The sequence below is a fragment of the Sphingobacterium sp. LRF_L2 genome (assembly GCF_965644235.1).
Lineage (GTDB): Bacteria > Bacteroidota > Bacteroidia > Sphingobacteriales > Sphingobacteriaceae > Sphingobacterium.
In genome coordinates, this window is record NZ_CBFFRI010000001.1 from 616,405 (window position 1) to 634,467 (window position 18,063).

Annotated in this window: 9 protein-coding genes; 1 reads left to right on the forward strand and 8 read right to left on the reverse strand. The window is 39.0% G+C overall.

Features of this window, described 5'->3' with window-relative positions:
• Nucleotides 1–4: 4 nt before the first annotated feature.
• The 7 genes from ACSZOX_RS02490 to ACSZOX_RS02520 form a co-directional block, all read right to left on the reverse strand.
• Nucleotides 5–1,999: a glycoside hydrolase family 97 protein gene (locus ACSZOX_RS02490; RefSeq protein WP_437918169.1), complete on the reverse strand. Its 1,995-nt coding sequence runs from the start codon at nt 1,997–1,999 to the stop codon at nt 5–7.
• Between the two features lie 8 nt (nt 2,000–2,007).
• Nucleotides 2,008–4,077, reverse strand: coding sequence for an alpha-galactosidase (locus ACSZOX_RS02495; protein ID WP_437918170.1), 2,070 nt, complete (start codon nt 4,075–4,077; stop codon nt 2,008–2,010).
• 69 nt (nt 4,078–4,146) lie between these two features.
• Nucleotides 4,147–5,715 (reverse strand): DUF4832 domain-containing protein, encoded by a 1,569-nt coding sequence (locus ACSZOX_RS02500; protein WP_437918171.1) that lies wholly within the window; start codon nt 5,713–5,715, stop codon nt 4,147–4,149.
• A 130-nt stretch (nt 5,716–5,845) separates the two neighbouring features.
• Nucleotides 5,846–7,039: a SusE domain-containing protein gene (locus ACSZOX_RS02505; RefSeq protein ID WP_437918172.1), complete on the reverse strand. Its 1,194-nt coding sequence runs from the start codon at nt 7,037–7,039 to the stop codon at nt 5,846–5,848.
• A 150-nt stretch (nt 7,040–7,189) separates the two neighbouring features.
• Nucleotides 7,190–8,836 (reverse strand): RagB/SusD family nutrient uptake outer membrane protein, encoded by a 1,647-nt coding sequence (locus ACSZOX_RS02510; RefSeq protein ID WP_437918173.1) that lies wholly within the window; start codon nt 8,834–8,836, stop codon nt 7,190–7,192.
• 11 nt (nt 8,837–8,847) lie between these two features.
• Nucleotides 8,848–11,877 carry a SusC/RagA family TonB-linked outer membrane protein gene (locus ACSZOX_RS02515; protein WP_437918174.1) on the reverse strand — a complete coding sequence of 1,010 codons (3,030 nt, stop codon included), beginning with the start codon at nt 11,875–11,877 and terminating at the stop codon, nt 8,848–8,850.
• 383 nt (nt 11,878–12,260) lie between these two features.
• Complete coding sequence (locus ACSZOX_RS02520; RefSeq protein WP_437918175.1) at nt 12,261–16,319, reverse strand: hybrid sensor histidine kinase/response regulator transcription factor; 4,059 nt, start codon at nt 16,317–16,319, stop codon at nt 12,261–12,263.
• A 307-nt stretch (nt 16,320–16,626) separates the two neighbouring features.
• Here ACSZOX_RS02520 and ACSZOX_RS02525 point away from each other — a divergent pair, with 307 nt between their 5' ends.
• Nucleotides 16,627–17,208 carry a YdeI/OmpD-associated family protein gene (locus tag ACSZOX_RS02525; RefSeq protein WP_437918176.1) on the forward strand — a complete coding sequence of 194 codons (582 nt, stop codon included), beginning with the start codon at nt 16,627–16,629 and terminating at the stop codon, nt 17,206–17,208.
• A gap of 275 nt (nt 17,209–17,483) precedes the next feature.
• On the opposite strand, the gene ACSZOX_RS02530 is transcribed toward ACSZOX_RS02525, so the two are convergent.
• On the reverse strand, nt 17,484–17,939 hold the full coding sequence (locus ACSZOX_RS02530; protein WP_437918177.1) for a ferritin-like domain-containing protein: 456 nt from the start codon (nt 17,937–17,939) through the stop codon (nt 17,484–17,486).
• Between the last annotated feature and the right edge of the window lie 124 nt (nt 17,940–18,063).

The window sequence follows — 18,063 nt, forward strand, 5'->3', positions numbered from 1 at the left end:
GAGTTTAAATTTTGAAGATTTTCATCGCAACACCACCGCCGGATGCCATGTTTACTTGTATTTTACGACTGGCTGGTACAGGTAAATTTTCCCGTCGGTAGTCCGATGCGATACGGCTTGCATTTTTGCCATCATGATAAAGCTCAACCATATAATTGCCCTCATCATCTAAAAACGATAAATCCAATTCAAGACTACGCGCATCCCAATTGGTCATCGCACCAACATACCAAATATCATTCTTCTCTCTTGCAATAGCTATGTACTTTCCTACCTCACCGTCTAAGGCAATAGTTTGGTCCCAGACAGTAGGAATTGCTGCTATAAAATCGGTACATTGCTGCTCGTTGGTATAATTCGTAGGATTATCACACAACATATTTAACGGCGATTCAAAAACCACATATTCAGCCAACTGCCGACAACGTGTACCTTGGCTCATGGGCTCTTCATTGATTCCCCGATAGGCTTTTTTAGAAGCATTACGCATTGCTCCCTGGGTATAATCGACTGGACCTGCAATCATCCGTATGAAAGGCATTGTGACATCATATGTCACCTGGTCCAACTCAATACCAGTCCATTTCATCTGTTCTAAGCCATGAACCGCTTCAAAATTGATTACATTCGGAAACGTACGATTTATCCCTGTAGGTTTATAGGTACCATGAAAATCCAGCAATAACTTATATTTGGAGGCAATGTCTGCTGCCTTGTAATGAAAATTAACCATTTCTTGGTCGTCGCGATCCATGAAATCTATTTTAAACCCTTTAATTCCCATCGCTGCATAATGCTTACATACACGTTCCATATCGCGTTCAAAGGCATAGTAACCAGCCCATAATATCAGATCTACGTTTTTAGAAGCGCCATATGCAATAAGCTCTTTTAAGTCAATTTCAGGAACCACTTGAAAGAGATCCGCCTGCCGATTTACAGCCCAACCTTCATCCAAAATGACATAGGCTATTCCATTCTTTGAGGCGAAATCGATATATGCTTTATACGTATTATTGTTGATACCGGTTTCGAAATCGACATGGGAGATCCCCCAATGATTCCACCATTCCCAAGCAACTTTCCCTGGCTTTATCCATGAGATATCGCTAAGCCGCGAAGGTGATGCCAATTTATAGATAAGGTCACTATCGGCAAGTTCTTTATCCATTGTTGAAACGAGGATAATTCGCCAAGGAAATTTAGTTTTACCAGGACATTTTGCAATATAAGAATGGCGAGAGGTGACCAATTGTTGCAGGTCGTTATGCCCACCTTGAACCGTTGTTTTTGGAGACGGCGCGAAGTCAGATTGTAGTGCAGGACTGCCGTCCCGATTCCGGAGATACATCCCTGGGTAATTCTCTAAATCTGACTCCGCTAAACACACTTTCTTACCATTATTGATGTGTATGAGCAGTGGCGTGAAAGCCAGTTTATTGGTATCGATCTGCGCTAAACTGGTATAGGTATATTCATTTTCGAACGAATTGAAATATTGACTCTCTATGGTATTAAACACTCCTTTCACATAGGGAATATGGACCGGAAAATTTTTTGTAAAATTGAAGATCGCGTGTTCATTTCTAACGATAAGATCTTCTTCACCCGTAGATACAAAACGATAAGCTACTCCCTCGTTATAAGCTCTGAAAACTAAACAAAAATCCTCTTTGAAAAATAGACTCAGTTCATTGTAATAGTCGGTGATTTTATTTCTCTTATAAAAAGGACTTACAATTTCCTCTTTAACCGTCTTCGCTTTGGCTTTTTGAAATGTAGAACCTTTACCCCAAAAGATTCCATTTTTTAATTCCATGGCAATTATTGATGGAAGAAGTACCGTATCGCTCTCGTGGATCACCGTATAACGAATGTCTTGATCCAAGGAGATCGATATTTCGAATTTTCCATCTGGGGATTTTAATTGCTGTTTTTTTTGCCCCCATAAGGAAATAGCAAGGGATGACAAAATCGCTGTAAGCACAAGATTTTTCATTGTTTATGTTATATTATTTTGTATTTGTAAAGAAGGAAGTCATTGGGCTGGTCTAATTCGACATCGATACTCCCTCCTTGACCGACAATGAATGATTGCTGTATTCCATTTCCTAATAGAGGCTCACAGATTATTTGGCGCCCTTCTGGCAACCAAGTTCTTATGCATCCTTTGGAAGTATTGGTATTTTCTCTGTAAATAATAAGATATCCTTCGTTTGCTTTGATAGACTGAAAACCAGTCCACGATCTACCTGAAGGCTCATCTCCGATGGGTAAAATAACTCCACTATGGAAATCGTGCTGTATCTTTTTATAGGTTTTAATAACGCTACTGATCTCGAAAGCCTCTTGTGGTAAGCCACTGCCTTCAAACCATGCTAAGGGTTGTCCAGCCATGGTTGTCGCAAACAAGTAGCTAAAAGAATAGTGGGCTGGAGCGAATATATCATCTCCATATTTGTCTCTATTACGCCACTTATTTAAAAATTCAATTTGTAATTTTTCAGCCGGGACATACTTGGATAGCAACCAGATATTACGTAGTGTCCAATAGGGATAATAATTCTGCCAATCCGTGTACCTATTTTCCAAGAAAATGTTACCATATTCATTGAACATATGATACCCACCTCGACGACCTGCCGTAGCATCTAAGTTGAATACAATTGCTTTATTGGTTTCTAAAAGAACTTTATCAAATAACTTGCGAAGGTTTTGTTCCGATTCCTTATTAGGAATAGATAATCCATCGATTTTAAATGTGCGTATCCCGTATTCTTTATAGAGATCTACAAGAGCTTGCACATCCTTATTCCAATCGGCATAGTTGTTTTGCACACTTGGATTGAACCATAGACAGATTTCTATACCGAGTTCTTTTCCACGTTTGACGATAGGATGCAGACCGTTAGGGTATTTAATCGGGTCGGGCTTCCAATAGTTAGGATTATCCCATATATTTTTGAAAGAGCCTTTTTCTAATGCCGAGTTAGGACTTTTCCCAACTTGCCATCCATCGTCAATCTGAAAATGTGAAATACCGAGAGCTGCAGCGCGTTCTATTTCAACAAGACTAAACTTCTCATTCACTTTGGCATCTTGACTTCGGTCTCCCCATGTATTCATCATAACCATCTCATCCCTAGTCGACACCAGTTTTCTATTGTTTTTTTGATACTTTCGCAAAGCGGTTAATTGGTCAAGTTCTGCTCCACTATATACACCAATGACAACACTATAAGCTTTTCGCCATTCATCGGCTTTTATATCGTCGGCATTCATTCCCAAGCCGTTCACCATAAAGTGACCAAACTCCGTAGTAAAGTCATAACCTGGATAAGCAAGTTGAACATCTGATGAGGGCGCTTCTTTCAGGAAAAAAAATCCCTTGTCGACCTCCATATTATGGGCAAATAATAGATTTCCTTTATAGGAATTTTTACGATATGGAATTATCCGCTGCTCGAACAGTAAATTGTTGTTCCAATCAGTTACATCATGAAAGGATACAATTTTGGTTTGCCAATGCATCCCCAGTAGCTTTATTTGGTCTAAAACGGCAGCTTTCGATGCCGACTTCATATCTTCTGCAAACTCAATATTTTTAAAATCCGCGGCATTGGAAGATTTTAAATCGAAGGTAGATTGTGGTGCTCCTTTTAGATAGAAATCGCAGCGTATGGCAGGACTATCTTCATAAATTCGAAATATTTTTTTTACGTGCAGGCGTCCTATCGAAAAAATAACCTCCGTTTCTAGATAGGCTTCATGTATAGTAGTTTCATGGACTTCTCTAGATGCATAAGAAGACGATCTTGTGTTAGTCGTATCTTTCGACAGGTAAAAATCAGATTCATTTATAGTATTTAACCAACATTGATTCGTCGATTTATCGATCAAACTATGTGTAATGACATTTCCATTGTTCCAAATAAACTTGCGTTCTATCCATTGATTTCCTATAACCAACGTGTCATTTGCGAGTTTACTGTAGTATTTATTTTGTGCGAAAACCGACAGAAGTGTGCTCAAGGTGAATACCGCGATAAATACGAGTCTCTTCAATGCTAATCTCATGATAATCCTAGGATAAAGGCATAAGCTGCTTTCTACTTATTTAAAGAAAGCAGCTTATTTCGTATGTAATTACTGTATTTCTACATTTAATAGTTTTACCCAGCCCTCTGCTGTGATGTCTTCATTTACAGCTATTTTTATACCCGGTTGATTTTCTCTTGTTGTATCGACAATAGCTACAGCCCAAGAATAAGTACCTGCAGGCACGTCGACCGTTGTCGTGAAATCGTAGGATATAGGATTATCTTTCAGCCAATTTGAAGGCTCACTATCGCGATCAACGAACACCTGTTGCACTTTATTGTCCGCGTCAAGAAGGGCAAAAGCTACTTTATATTTGAAGTTCCATTGTGGAATATTATTAGGACAATATCCCCAGCCCATATTACGCCAACGGTGTGTTATGATGGTTTGTGCGCCTTTATTTAGTTTCTCTGGCAAATAGATACGATCCGGGTACAACCTATAGCCTCCTTCAGACACAAAACGTTGTACGAGATTAAACGAGTTTTCAAACCACGATCTGGTCTCTCCCCCAGCACGAAAATCCATCATATTGACATGTGCCTCTGCGGAAGCATCGAATTCACCATCTCTCACATCCTCGGGATGGCCTTCCCGGTATTTTCCACTTGAATCTGTCCAATAACGGTGCGTTCCTGTCGTGATCCACCCTCCTTCCATAATAATAGGACGTTTAAAGTTCCAGGTTTTGGCAAATTGTTTTTCCCAAGTTTGGTAATAGTCGGTCATACCAAATGCATCCTGACGCAAACTATATCCTTTATTTATAGCCATCGTTAGCAACTTATCGCTATTTGGATTTGCCGCCCCCCAACTGGTTGGATGGCCGATAACGCGGTGGTAATTGATCACTAACGGTACTTTCGTGAATGTACGCGCATACAGATCTGTCACCCAATTGAGTACCTGCTCTTTTAAAGTTTCTGTATTAGAACCGTTGGAGGTATTGGGATCTTCATAAATCACGTTATGTGCTTCCCCCCATTTTCCTAATCCATAGGCATCGATAAACGAGGTGCGGTCAGGATCATTAAATTTTGCAGCAAATGCTTCAATAAATTTAGTGTAGTACTGCTGAAAAATTGGATCTTGTGGAATAGGGGTAATACGTGTGGGGAATGAAGCATTTTCCAAATAGTATTTTGCTCCTGCATCAAATACAAATTGAGGCGTATTCATCCCTTGATCACGTCCGTCGACAACAATACGAAAAGCGATTGGCAATCCTCGCTCTTCCGCCCCTTTGATGAGTTTTCCGATCTGTGAGTTCGGGTCATCCCAGGCGTACACACCATCGCTTGGATTTAACGAAGCCCAACTGGTACGCACGTAGCATGCGGAAGCATAGTCACTAACCTTCACCTTCTTGCCAAGGTCAGGCACATAATATTCAGTATCCCAATAGGATGCATTATCCGTACGGCCTCCATACATAACCCATCCATTTAACGGATTACGGAATACGGAATTTCTATTGTATTTTGGCTTAACTAATGTGTTATTGTTTTTATTGATTTCATCTTCTAGCCCATTTGACGAACAGGCAAAAGATTGAAGAAATACACAAGTCATCAAGATTAGCTTGAGAACTGTTTTATAATTTTTTCTTTTCATACGTAAATAAGTTATCTATTAATGGTTATAAGGAATATGCTAACGCGCTTAAGCCTTTATGTGTGTGGATAAGTTGTCTCCCATTGGATATTGATGCATTTTCTATAATAGTCTCGGATCGAGTAGTCAATTACTTTTTATTGGCCAGCATTGTTTTATTCCTGATATCAAGGACAATAAAATTAGTACCGGAAGGGAGCGAAAAATAGGCATTCCTTTCATTGGCCGCATACCCACCGATCAGGTCGTATGTCGTCCCGTGGGAGACTGACGTGTTCGAAGCAGTATTATTGCCCGTATATACATACGATTGATTTATTGGATAAACGCCAAACTTTGTTCTTCCATTCAAGGCAGGTCCCGTGTAAACGAACAATTGTGGATCTGCGGCACTTTGTTTCCAATTTCCTTCTCGCCAAGCCCATCCCGTTGGCTCTCCATATTCCCAAATGTCATTTACTGTCGTTGTTTGCATGATACCATCGAGCGTCCATTGCACCACAGCTGGATTAAGTGCTTTGTCTGGTGAATAAATCGTCACCGTAGCTTTTTGCATATTCACAACGATCCGATATTTTCCAGCTTTCTCAATTTTCCATGGAATTGGATTTTCTAGCATGTTGACGGCTACCGCAACACTATCTTCTAAGGATCCATCTAGGCTAGTAGGGCAGATATAATTGGTCGCTCCATTAAATTCTACGGGTATTTCTAAATCACCAGCCTCTAGATCTAGAAAATAAGCATATTGACTTTCATTTTCTAAGGTTTTATTGATCTCTACCCGAGTCATGCCCGGTACAGCCGATCCTCCTAAAAACACGTTGTTTGCCTCAAACACCACAGTTTTAATCGGTTGTACCTGAACGGTAATTGTACGTACTTCTGGTGCTTCAAAAGTGGGACCTCCCTCCCATTGGGCTACGACGCGAAATTGCAATGTAAAAGGTTGATTGACGGGCAATTTCCATTTTTCATTCGCCCAATTTTGAATCTGCTCAGAAGTGAAGCTACGACTAAAGACACCATCATCTTCATAAGAAAGAATCGTCGTTGAGGATCCAAAATTGTTTCCAACAACATCAAGTTTCGTTGTATAAGAAACAATATAATCATCTGACATTGCTCTCGCTTCTTCCCAATTAAAGGTTATGATGTCGTCTTTGAGATTTTCACCGTCCAATACAATTTCGCTAGACGATGCCTGCACGTCTAGATGCTCTTGCACCTTGTCTATGTCTAGCACTCCTTTGTCACAACTCTGGAAACAAAGAGCTATGAGACACATGGATAATAGGCTATATAAATATTGTATTTTTTTCATATGTATAATCTGTTCGTTAACCGTTAAATGAAATTCTCCAATTGCTTGGTTTGTCGACTTCTTGTTTTCTATAGAAAATGGACTCAAACGTTCGATTTTTAATTTTGGATATTTCATACAACGTGTCAAAAGGAGATAAAGATTTAATTACTAGTATCCTGGATTTTGTGGAAACTCGGCATCTCTGTTAGAATCAATAATTACCTGAGGAATAGGCCATAGTGCATGATTTTCATTAACCTTACTTGCGATAGCACTATTGCGCGATTTTACACGTTCTAGAAATTTGTTGGTTCGAATGAGGGTGAATTTACGGCTTTCTTCACCTACTAGTTCGCGAATACGTTCATCGAGCAGAAAATCCATGTTCATCGCTCCAGCACTTACGGCAGTCGCTCCAGCTCTTAAGCGAACTTCATTGACCGCATCCGCAGCTTTTGCAGTATTATTCTGACCAAGGTAAGCCTCGGCAAGTAAAAGGTAAGTTTCAGCTAAACGAAACTTCATACGATCTCTATAGCTTCCTGTAAGGCTCAAGTTTTCTACCCTTCCATAAAAGAACTTGGTAAGTGCGGGAAACAAGGTCTTTGTTGAAAACCACGTTTCCTCTGTAATATTAGATTTCTTTTTGTATAAAGCTGTTTCTGCGGCATTGTTATAATACCAATTCCTTTTGATATTGTAGTTGGAGTTGCGGATATCAGAAGCATCAAAAATCCCCGCGATATCGCCTGTTGCATTCGTTCCTTTGGTTCCTACCCACCATTTCATTGGAACAATTTGTGCTAAACCACGACCGCCCAATGTGTCGGCCAAAACGAATCCCTTAATACTATGATACTGCGGATTCCAAGCTCTTCGCGACCAGTCGTCTGAATTTGTACCACCTCCAATTGCATTGAATTCAAATTGTAGTACCCAAATACTTTCCTTATTTCCCTGATTTTGCCTATTCTGGTTATTTTCCAGAAATAAATCGCTAAATACATCTCCGGCTTTATCCTTGTTGACACCGAAACGTGTTTTCATTAAGGCGTAGTTTCCACTGTTGATAACCTCCAATGCAGCTTGTTCTGCTAATGCAGGCTCTCCCTGTAATAAATACATCTCACTTAGCAAATGGAGAGCCGCCCATTTCGTCAGCTTACCGTCTTTTACCTGATCAGGATTGTCGGGAAGATTTTCAGACGCAAATTTAAGATCGTCTATAATGTGACCAATGACCTCTGCTTTTGGCGTCCGGGTAAAATTCAATTGAAAATCATATAAAATGGTTTCTACGTAAGGCACATCTCCATACAAATACACCAGCGTCCGATAGGCATAAGCTCGGAAGAAACGTGCTTCCGCCTGAAATCTTGCTTTATCGGCATCTGTATCCCAATTTGTATTTTTGTCTGCGTAGATCAAGATCTCATTGGAAGAAGCAATAAGGCTATAGGCCCAATTCCAATATGATGCAACAAATTTCTCATCCGGCGTTAGGGACAGATTTGCAAATGCCATAAGGGAAGCATCACTATTGATAACATCAACAATATCTGTCGCTGCTTGAAGCGCTTCATAGGGGCATGCTCCGTTATGTATATAAGCTCCATTCTCTCCATAGGTATTATATTCAGAGCGTGTCAACGCATAGAGTCCAGCACTTCCCACCTCAAATCCATAGGTACTGGTGAAAGTATTTGTAGGCGATAGTTCCGATTTCAAATCCTCAATTAGAAAATCTTTACATCCCGTAGCGGTAAGTGCAAACGCTGTTGCTAGCCCCACCTTTATTATTGTTTTGATATTCATTATTTTTAGATTTAGAAAGTTAAGTTCAAACCAAGCATATAAGAACGAGCGGTAGGGAAAGAAGCCATCCATTCATTGTCGTAGTTCAGCACCTGTCTTATATTGGAAAACGTATGTAGATTATTGACACTTACATTCACGTCAATATTGGATAATCCCACCTTTTGTGCCACCTTACTACCTATTTTATAGCCTAAGGTGAGGTTCTTAATCTGCACATAGGAAACCTTTTTATAATATCCATGCCCTAGACTGTTTATATAACCGGGTGATACAATTTCTGCTTCTGGATTTTCTGGCGTCCAATAATCTGCATCATGTACATAATTTGTTATTCCATATGTCCAGGATCCCATATTGGCCATATTATCTGCGCGCCATACGCCAAATACACCATTGACTAAAGCTGAAAAATAGATATTTTTATAGGATAGGCGATTGCCAAGAGACGCTGTAAATCTGGGCATTTTGGAGCCAATAATTTTCTTGTCATTCGCATTAATATATCCATTGCCATCCACATCTTCGATCTTGGCAGCTCCCGGCGCCGCACCCGATTGGATTTCCCGCTCATTACCATTCTCATCAGTTGTAAAATATTCGTCCCCCTGTTGCCAAATTCCCTCCACATTGTAATCGAAATAAACCCTTAGAGGCTTTCCGATAAACCAATTATTTGAAATATCGTCCACCTGATCTCCACGTAGCTCAATAATTTTGTCTCTGTTTAGCGAAAAATTAACATTGGAACTCCAACGGAAATCCCTGTGATCAATATTTACAGTGTTCAATGCTACTTCTACCCCTTTGCTACGCGTTGCCCCGACATTGTCCCAAATTCGGCTATAGCCATTCATCACAGGCACGGTACGCTGCATCAATAGGTCCTGTGTATTGGATACATAGAAGTCAATTGTACCCCCCAATCGATTATTGAAAAGCTGAAAATCCAAACCTACATTCGTCGTATAGGTGGTTTCCCATTTCAAATTAGGGTTTCCAATTCCATCGCCAGCTAAATAAGCTGTATTTACAGGTGTGCCTGCATCGCCCCAAATGTATTTCACAGAGGAATAAAGACGATCTAAGGTTCTATAGGCGGTAATAGCCTGATTGCCGTTTGCACCATAAGATAAACGGAGTTTAAGCATCTCCAACCAGTTGATATCGCTGTCTTTTATAAAATTTTCTTCAGCAATATTCCATGCTACCGCTGCAGATGGAAAGAACGCATATTTATTGTTCACGCCAAATACGGAGGCTCCATCCGAACGGCCCGTAATGGTTGCCAAGTATTTTCCTTTATAGCCATAATTTAGACGAAACATGTATGATAGCATCGCTGTTTCCGATAATCCAGATGAAATCGTTTGATTTCTTTCCGCAGTACCTATCATATAATAGCTCACATCATCGGTAACAAAACCAGCTCCACTTTGGGCTGATGATACATTTTTTGTTTCCTGCATACTGAACAATCCTGTCGCATCGACACGGTGATCACCAAACTCACGCTCATAGCGAAGAATATTCTCCCAAGTGTACGCCGTATAATGCGTATTGCTTATACTTGCCTTTCCACCAACTTGTCCCCCCTCTTCTCTTCCTTCGAATGTATCACGACCATAATAAGTTCCTACAAAATTGCTCCGGTAATTATAACCATAGTTGGAACGAAACGACAGCCCTTTAAGCGGCAACAGAATATTTGCGTAAGCGTTGAGAAAGAAATTACGGCTGGTATTATCATTATCCGCATTTACGTTTCGCATCGGGTTAGCGATGAGCGAGTATTCCATAGGTTCCGCAACGTAGTTCCCCATCTCATCCTTATATTTACCATAAGGGCTCTGTTTGATCGCATGCTCGATATTAGGCGTAACCCCTCCGTTTTCTTTTTGTACGAATTGTGTCCCTAGACCCGTGGTTAGCCATTTGTTAAAAGTTTGATCAATATTGGCTGATATATTGGTTCTCACCAGATTGGAATTGTAAACGACTCCTTGTTGATCAAGGTAAGAAACTGCCGCCATGTATTTCGTAGCTTCGGTACCTCCGGCAATACCGATCTGATGATCCATTGTTTTTGCGGTCTGGAAGATATAATCTTGCCAATTGTGTGTAATGCCCTTGCTGTAATTGTCTTGTTCTGTTAGGCTGATGATATTACCTGCTATCGGATCAAGTTTATCTCCAGTCAGTCCTTCCTTCAATCGCCCAATATCTTGTTGAAAACGAATATATTCATTGGGGCCCATTACTTGGATTCGTTGCATTGGCTCTGCGACGCCTGCAGTACCTTTGTAAGTAACCTGTGGTTTGCCAACAAAACCCCGTTTCGTTTGAATTAGAATTACCCCATTTGATCCGCGAGAACCATATATAGCAACTGCCGATGCATCTTTTAATACGGTAAGGTTTTCAATAATATTTGGATCTAGATCGACGAGAGATCCACTATAGGGAATACCATCTAGTATAATTAGGGGTGAATTATTTGCAGAAAGAGAATTTTCACCACGGATCAGAAGATTTTGATCACGTCCCGGTGCGGCATCATTAGTCGTAATGCTGAAACCTGCAACCTGTCCGACCAAACGATCCATTAGATTACTTGTGGATACCATTTCCAGTTGTTCTTTTCCCACAACAGCAAGTCCACCGGTAAGGTCTTTTTTCCTCGCGGTACCGTAGCCGACAACAACAACTTCATCCAACTGTTGCTCGCCCTTCATCGTAATGTTCATCAGACCAGAAGGATCGACCGATGTTTCTTGGCTTTCGTAGCCAACATAGGAAAAAACGATAGCGGAAAGTGGATTAGCTAAGAGTTCATAGTCACCATTTTCGTTGGTTACAGCAGCTTCATCACTATCTTTGACATGAACTGTCACACCAATGAGAGGTTCTCCTTTTTCATTACTGACTTTTCCTTTTACTTTAATTGAACTCTGTTGCGAAAAGCTGGGCGCTGTTGCAAATAGTAGCAAAACAACGGCCATGACGCAACCTTTTAGGTTTGTGTGAATTTTTTGAATCATTTAGATTTATATTGTGGTTAACGTTATAAAATACTTACATCCTAAACTTTGTCTATAGACAAAGAAGATACGAACGAGTTAAAAGACGGTCTTTTCCAATAGGCATTACAATTTTTAATAGTTACACATCTATACGATTTATATCATGAATTGATAATCGTCTTATAGCTTTATACTTGGTGATCCAAAGCAATTTCTATGCTTTCGACTTGTACAAAAGTAGAATTCGAGGGATAAGGAGAGGTACTCGTTTGTACAGAAATGGTTCTATTTTGTACAGCTAATGCATTATACGCTACTATTTTCAGAAAACGTGACGAATTCTATTAAATCTATAAGCCCCGCGAGGGAGATTAACGCCCTCTGAATTTAAAATGAGGCATCTACGATTTCTTTCTAAATTCAGATGGTGTTAAATCAAATTGTTTTTTGAAACAGACACTAAAATGTTTGGGATTATTGAAACCTATTGCGTAAGAGATTTCCGCGATAGTTAAATCGGATTCCGCGAGTAGTTGAGCACCTCGTTTTAGTCGGATATCCATAATAAATTCTTTGATTGACATTCCTAAAATATCATTAATCTTTTGGTATAGTAAAGTACGGCCAACCCCCATATCGGATACAAATGTTTCCACATTATAATCCATATTACTGATGTTATTTTCAATATGTTCCATGGCCCGTTTTAACAATTCCTCATCTGTCGACGATATGGTAACTTTGGATGGCTCGGCTATGTATTTTTTACTGTACGATTCTCTTAGCTCATTTTGATTCTTGATGAGGTTATCAACTTGTTTCAACAGAAAGTCCATATCGAATGGTTTATCTATAAACACATTGGCTCCACTCTCTAAAGCTTTGATTTTATTTTCAGTGTTCTTTCCGAGTGCAGACAAAACAACAATAGGAATATGACTCGTTTTTATATTTGAGCGCAACTTTCGACATACATCAAAACCGTCGGCCTCAGGCATCATTAAGTCTGTAATAACGACTTGTGGGAATATTTTTTCCGCTTTTGCTATTCCCTCCTTTCCATTTACAGCGGTATATGTATTAAAGCGTTCCGATAAGCGCTTCTCCATATAGTTTCGCAAATCAAGATCATCTTCAATGATAACCACACTACTTGCTTTACGTGTACGTTTTTCCGAAAGATGAACATTTTCCGTACGGCCTAATATATTGTCTATTTCAGAAATGGTGTACTCATAAGATGGCTGGTTCCCTTCTGCTATTGCCTCATCCACAGTAAATGGTAGAATAACAGAAAAAGTGGTCTTGCCATCTCTGGATTCTAATATTACTCGACCTTCTAAAGAATGAACCAATTCCTTGACAATGGTTAACCCGAGACCTGTACTACTTTCGAAAACTAATTTGCCCGATGCTAAACGATTGAACGATTCAAATATCTGCTCTCTCTTTTCGGCAGGAATTTCAATGCCGGTATTGGTCACAGCTATTGACAAATACTGTTCTTGATGTTTGGTTGGAAGCCCCAAGGTTGCCAGTTCTTCTCTGTTAGTTCTAACAATATGAACCGCTACAAAACCGTTTTCTGTGGTATATTTGATTGCATTTGAAAATAAATTCGTAAAAATTTTCTCCATAATGTCTGGATCAAATTTGGTGTAAAAACTCTCCACATCTGCCACAACATTCATTTCAATACCTTTTTTATTCGCGTAGAGTTCAAATAATGAAAAGATCCCTTTTATGTATTGAACTAAATCACCTGGCTGCTTGTTCATCGTTATTTTTTGGCTCTCAATTTCGCGAAACTGAAGCAACTGACTGATCATCCGCTGAATACGATTTACATTTTTCTCTATCAATAGCACGTATGTATTGGCATTTGATGCCTGATATTGAGGAAGCAGTTCTTTCAACTGTTTCAATGGGTCGACGACCAATGTCAATGGTGTTTTTAAGTCGTGTGAGATATTCGTAAAGAAATTAATACGGGCTTGCGTCAGCTTTTTCATATTCTGTTCCTTTATATATTCCATCTCCAACTGGTGCTTAAACACTTTTTTATTGGTAAAATATTGCCAGATAAAATAAATGATGGATAAGAAAATCATCATATAGATTAAATAAGCCCATATCGAAAAAAATGGCGATGGAGTAACCTCAAAAGACAAGCGGGAGATTTCATCCCCCCATAATCCATCGTTATTAGCGGCCTTGACTTCAAAAAGGTATTTCCCCGCAGGCATATTGAAAAACTGAACCGCTTTCTGGCCCGCGGGCAGCGTATACCATTTGTCGGATAGCCCAGACATGCGGTAGGAGAACTGATTTTTTTCGGCCTGTAAATAACTGTTGGCTGAAAGCCTTATTTCTATATTTGCCTGCTTATGGGAAAGTGTTATGTTGTTTGATTTGTTGTCGGTATAGGCTAAAGTAGAAATATCCTGACTTATCGGAGAATTTTCTTCTTGAGGAATTATTTTTTTATTGTTTATCAGCAAATCCGTAAAAAAGACTTTAGGTTTTTGGTTATTCTGCTTGATCTTACTTGGCGTAAACATAATAAAGCCATTTGTACCACCGAATAACATTTCATTTTTTGATGTTTTAAAACAGGACCGTACATAAAACGTTCCACAGAGATTGGGAACATCTATTAGAAATTTCTTGATTTCTTTAGATGAATTTTCATAGTAATATAAGCCGTCATTTGTACTAAACCATATATTCTTCGAATCTGTATCCTCCAATATACCGAAGACTGTCTTTCCCATCAATCCTTCTTTGTCGCCGAAATTGACATACTTACCATTTTTGTCTAATCTGTTTGCTCCCCCACCTCGAGTACCGAACCATATATCGGATGTGCTAGTCGCATAATAGGCGCAAAGATTATTTACTGCATAGGGAACGTCAGCGATATAATAGTGTTTTAAAATGCGTCGAGTATGCACATTAACGATGTACAATCCCGTATGTGTCATCAGCCAAAGGTTGTCTCCTTTATTTCTGAACAACGTTTCAATACGCATTCTCACTTTGTTTCCCTCTGAATCACGTAAGGAAACTACTTCAGTAGTGCCTTTTTTCTTGTCTTTATAAAGTAATTCCGAATCTGGGTTTGTCATCCAGATTCCGGAGTCGCCTTCCACAGCAAAATCATATACACTAAGTTGCTGGGATGTTTGAGGATGAAACATCTGGAGATCGACAAAACGATCATTCTTCCGATCGAATTCTTCCATTCCTCCGTTGAATGTTGAAATTTGTAGAAGACTATTTTTTTTATCGTAATGTAGGTTCTTAATCATATTTGATGTAATACCTATATTATTTTCTTGCGTATAATAAGAAAAATGATCAATTTTTCTGTTCCAATAATTTAAACCACCTCCTTCTGTACCGATCCAAAGATTTCCATCGTTGTCTTCTTCAAAACAACTAACTATCGGATGATTGAGTCCTCCCAATGTTGGCTTGAAATAGTTTACATCGTTGTCATAAAAAGTCATGTAGGCCAATTTCCCACCGTAAGTCCCTACCCAAACACCTCCATCTGGATCAGGATAAATTGACCACACGGAGTTATTAGGTAACGAATAGGCATAATGAAAATTAGAGCGAAGTAAATGGATCTGGTTTGTCTGCGGATTTAATAAAAAAAGGCCTGTTTGTGTAGCTATCCAAATCATATTGGATGCATCCAAATATAGACTTTTCGTGCTAGCTGACCGGCCATAGCCTGATGAAAGGTTATAGTGAGTTGCGACCTTTCCACCTTCAGTACAAGCGAACAAACCATTATTTTGTGTAAGCAGGTAAGCCACCTCTCCATGAATGATAACATCACGGATTAAAAACGATGGGTTTCCTAAATCCGTAAATAGATGATGCCGCTTGGTTTTTGCATTTAGTTGATAAAGCTTTCCTCCTGAAGAAAAAAAAACCTGTTTCTTTCGACAAATCAAAGCAGAGATAGGCAAATCAGATGGCAATGGATATTTTGTTATAAGCGGCAATTGATCGGGATAAAAAGACTCTATTTTCCCATCTCGGATTAACCAAATCGTCCCTTCGTCTCCTACCGCAATTGTTCCAATATTTCCTGTCAATATCCGATCAAACTTTTGGGTTTTATAATCAAAACGAAGTAGTCCATGATTCGTTGCCACATAAAGTCGCTTTTCATGATCTGTTACCACTTGACCGTAGCTCCAATACGAACTGGGAGAGTGACTTGTGACCAACTCATTCATTTGGATATAGGAATGTCCATTATAAACGTATAAAGCATCGTATCCGCTAAACCATATCCTACCTATACTATCTTTTACTATACTATGTATTCCACCATAGTATGATGTTTCAGGCATTTTATGAAAACGGTAGTCTGCGATATCAACGGCTGAGCTCGATAGATGTAAGAAAAGAAGAAGTAATACCGTGCAAAGAAATTTCATGGATCAACTATTAGGGTTTATTTTTTGGATCTAGGCAAACGCTCGCTGTAAATATAACAATATCTCATTAATTACGCGAGTCACAAACTTACAATCGTGGCGAAACTCGTTCCTTTCTGATTGATAATGGCATGTCATTGTATCTTAATATACAAGTGACATCTTTTTTCCTATCGATTAATCCGGTAAAGTCTTCGAAGCCATCTTACACCATATTAGAGCCATCTTTGCTTACAATACGTATGTATTATTATCTTTGTATTGGCGTAATTATTAATTGTAAAATTATAGGCACAATACATTGACTATGGAATCAACGATTGATTACTTCTTCCAGAATTCTTCAAAATGGAAGGAAGAGATGATACTCTTACGGCAAATTCTCTCTGAATGTGAGGAATTAATTGAAGATTTTAAGTGGATGCACCCCTGTTATACCTTTTACGGTAAAAACGTGGTATTAATACACAGTTTCAAATCCTACTGCGCTTTATTATTTCACAAAGGTGTCCTACTTTCTGATACGCGCGGCATACTTATTCAACAGACAAAAAATGTGCAATCGGCAAGGCAGTTAAGATTTACGCATATCGACGAAATCTACGCCCAAAAAGATATCATCAAAGAATACGTGAAGGAAGCCATTGCCTTGGAAAAATCAGGGAAAAAGGTGGTATTAAAAACTACAGCAGACTATCCAATACCACAAGAACTTCGCGACAAATTTCAAGAAAATAGACTCCTTGAAAAAGCTTTCTATGCACTAAGTCCAGGTAGGCAGCGCGCCTATTTATTTTATTTCACGCAAGCGAAACAATCTACAACTCGATTAACGAGAATAAAAAAATACATTCCGAAGATACTCGAAGGAAATGGAATTCATGATTAGCGAATTCATTTGATAAAAGAGTATATCCTAATTTAGGAACATACAGCTTTTGTCTCACCGACAAATCTGGGGCTTTCACCGAAAAAATGCCTTGCTTAATCTAATTGATATTCGATAAATATATTGTCTCTGCTACCTTTGATTCATCAATAAATTAACAAAGAAATTTAGATTTTTGTTTCAATAGGACATGTCGGGAGATATCTCCATGTTTAGTTTAGTCAAAAGCCTGCGAAAACGCAGGCTTTGCTTTTATACGTCTTATGCAAACGTTACTATGATACGTTTGCCCTTGCTTTATCGCGCAATGCTTTAATATCGTCGTGCGCTGTTCGAATCTCCAATGCTTGATTCATAACTGTACTTAATATTTCAGCATCTACCTCACCGTTATCTAATACTATTTTATAAGCAGCCTTAATAGCATCTTCACCCCTTTCCACTTCATTTAAAATACTAACGCGATCATTAGTGACAAATAAGCTTTTAACATCAATCCAAGCGCGATGCAACGTACCGCCAAAAGTGTTGCCCTTTTCCTTATCCTCTCCCTGCAGCGCAATAAGAGCGTTAAGTTCTTGGCTGAAATATTGACTTTGATTGCGGTACTGCTCAAAAATACCTTTAAGATCGCTATTCTCTTCGGACAAATCGTCAATAGCTTTTTGAAATCCAGCTATACGATCATTATTTATATCGACTAATTCTCTAATTGCTCCCAAATTTCCCATAATGTTTATAATTAAAAGTTTACATTCAAATGTTAACAAAATTTAGACCAACAAAACTTGCATTTCCTCCTATTCTTTTGCGTTTTATACCTATTCAAACTTTCGTATAACCACCTATGCAAAA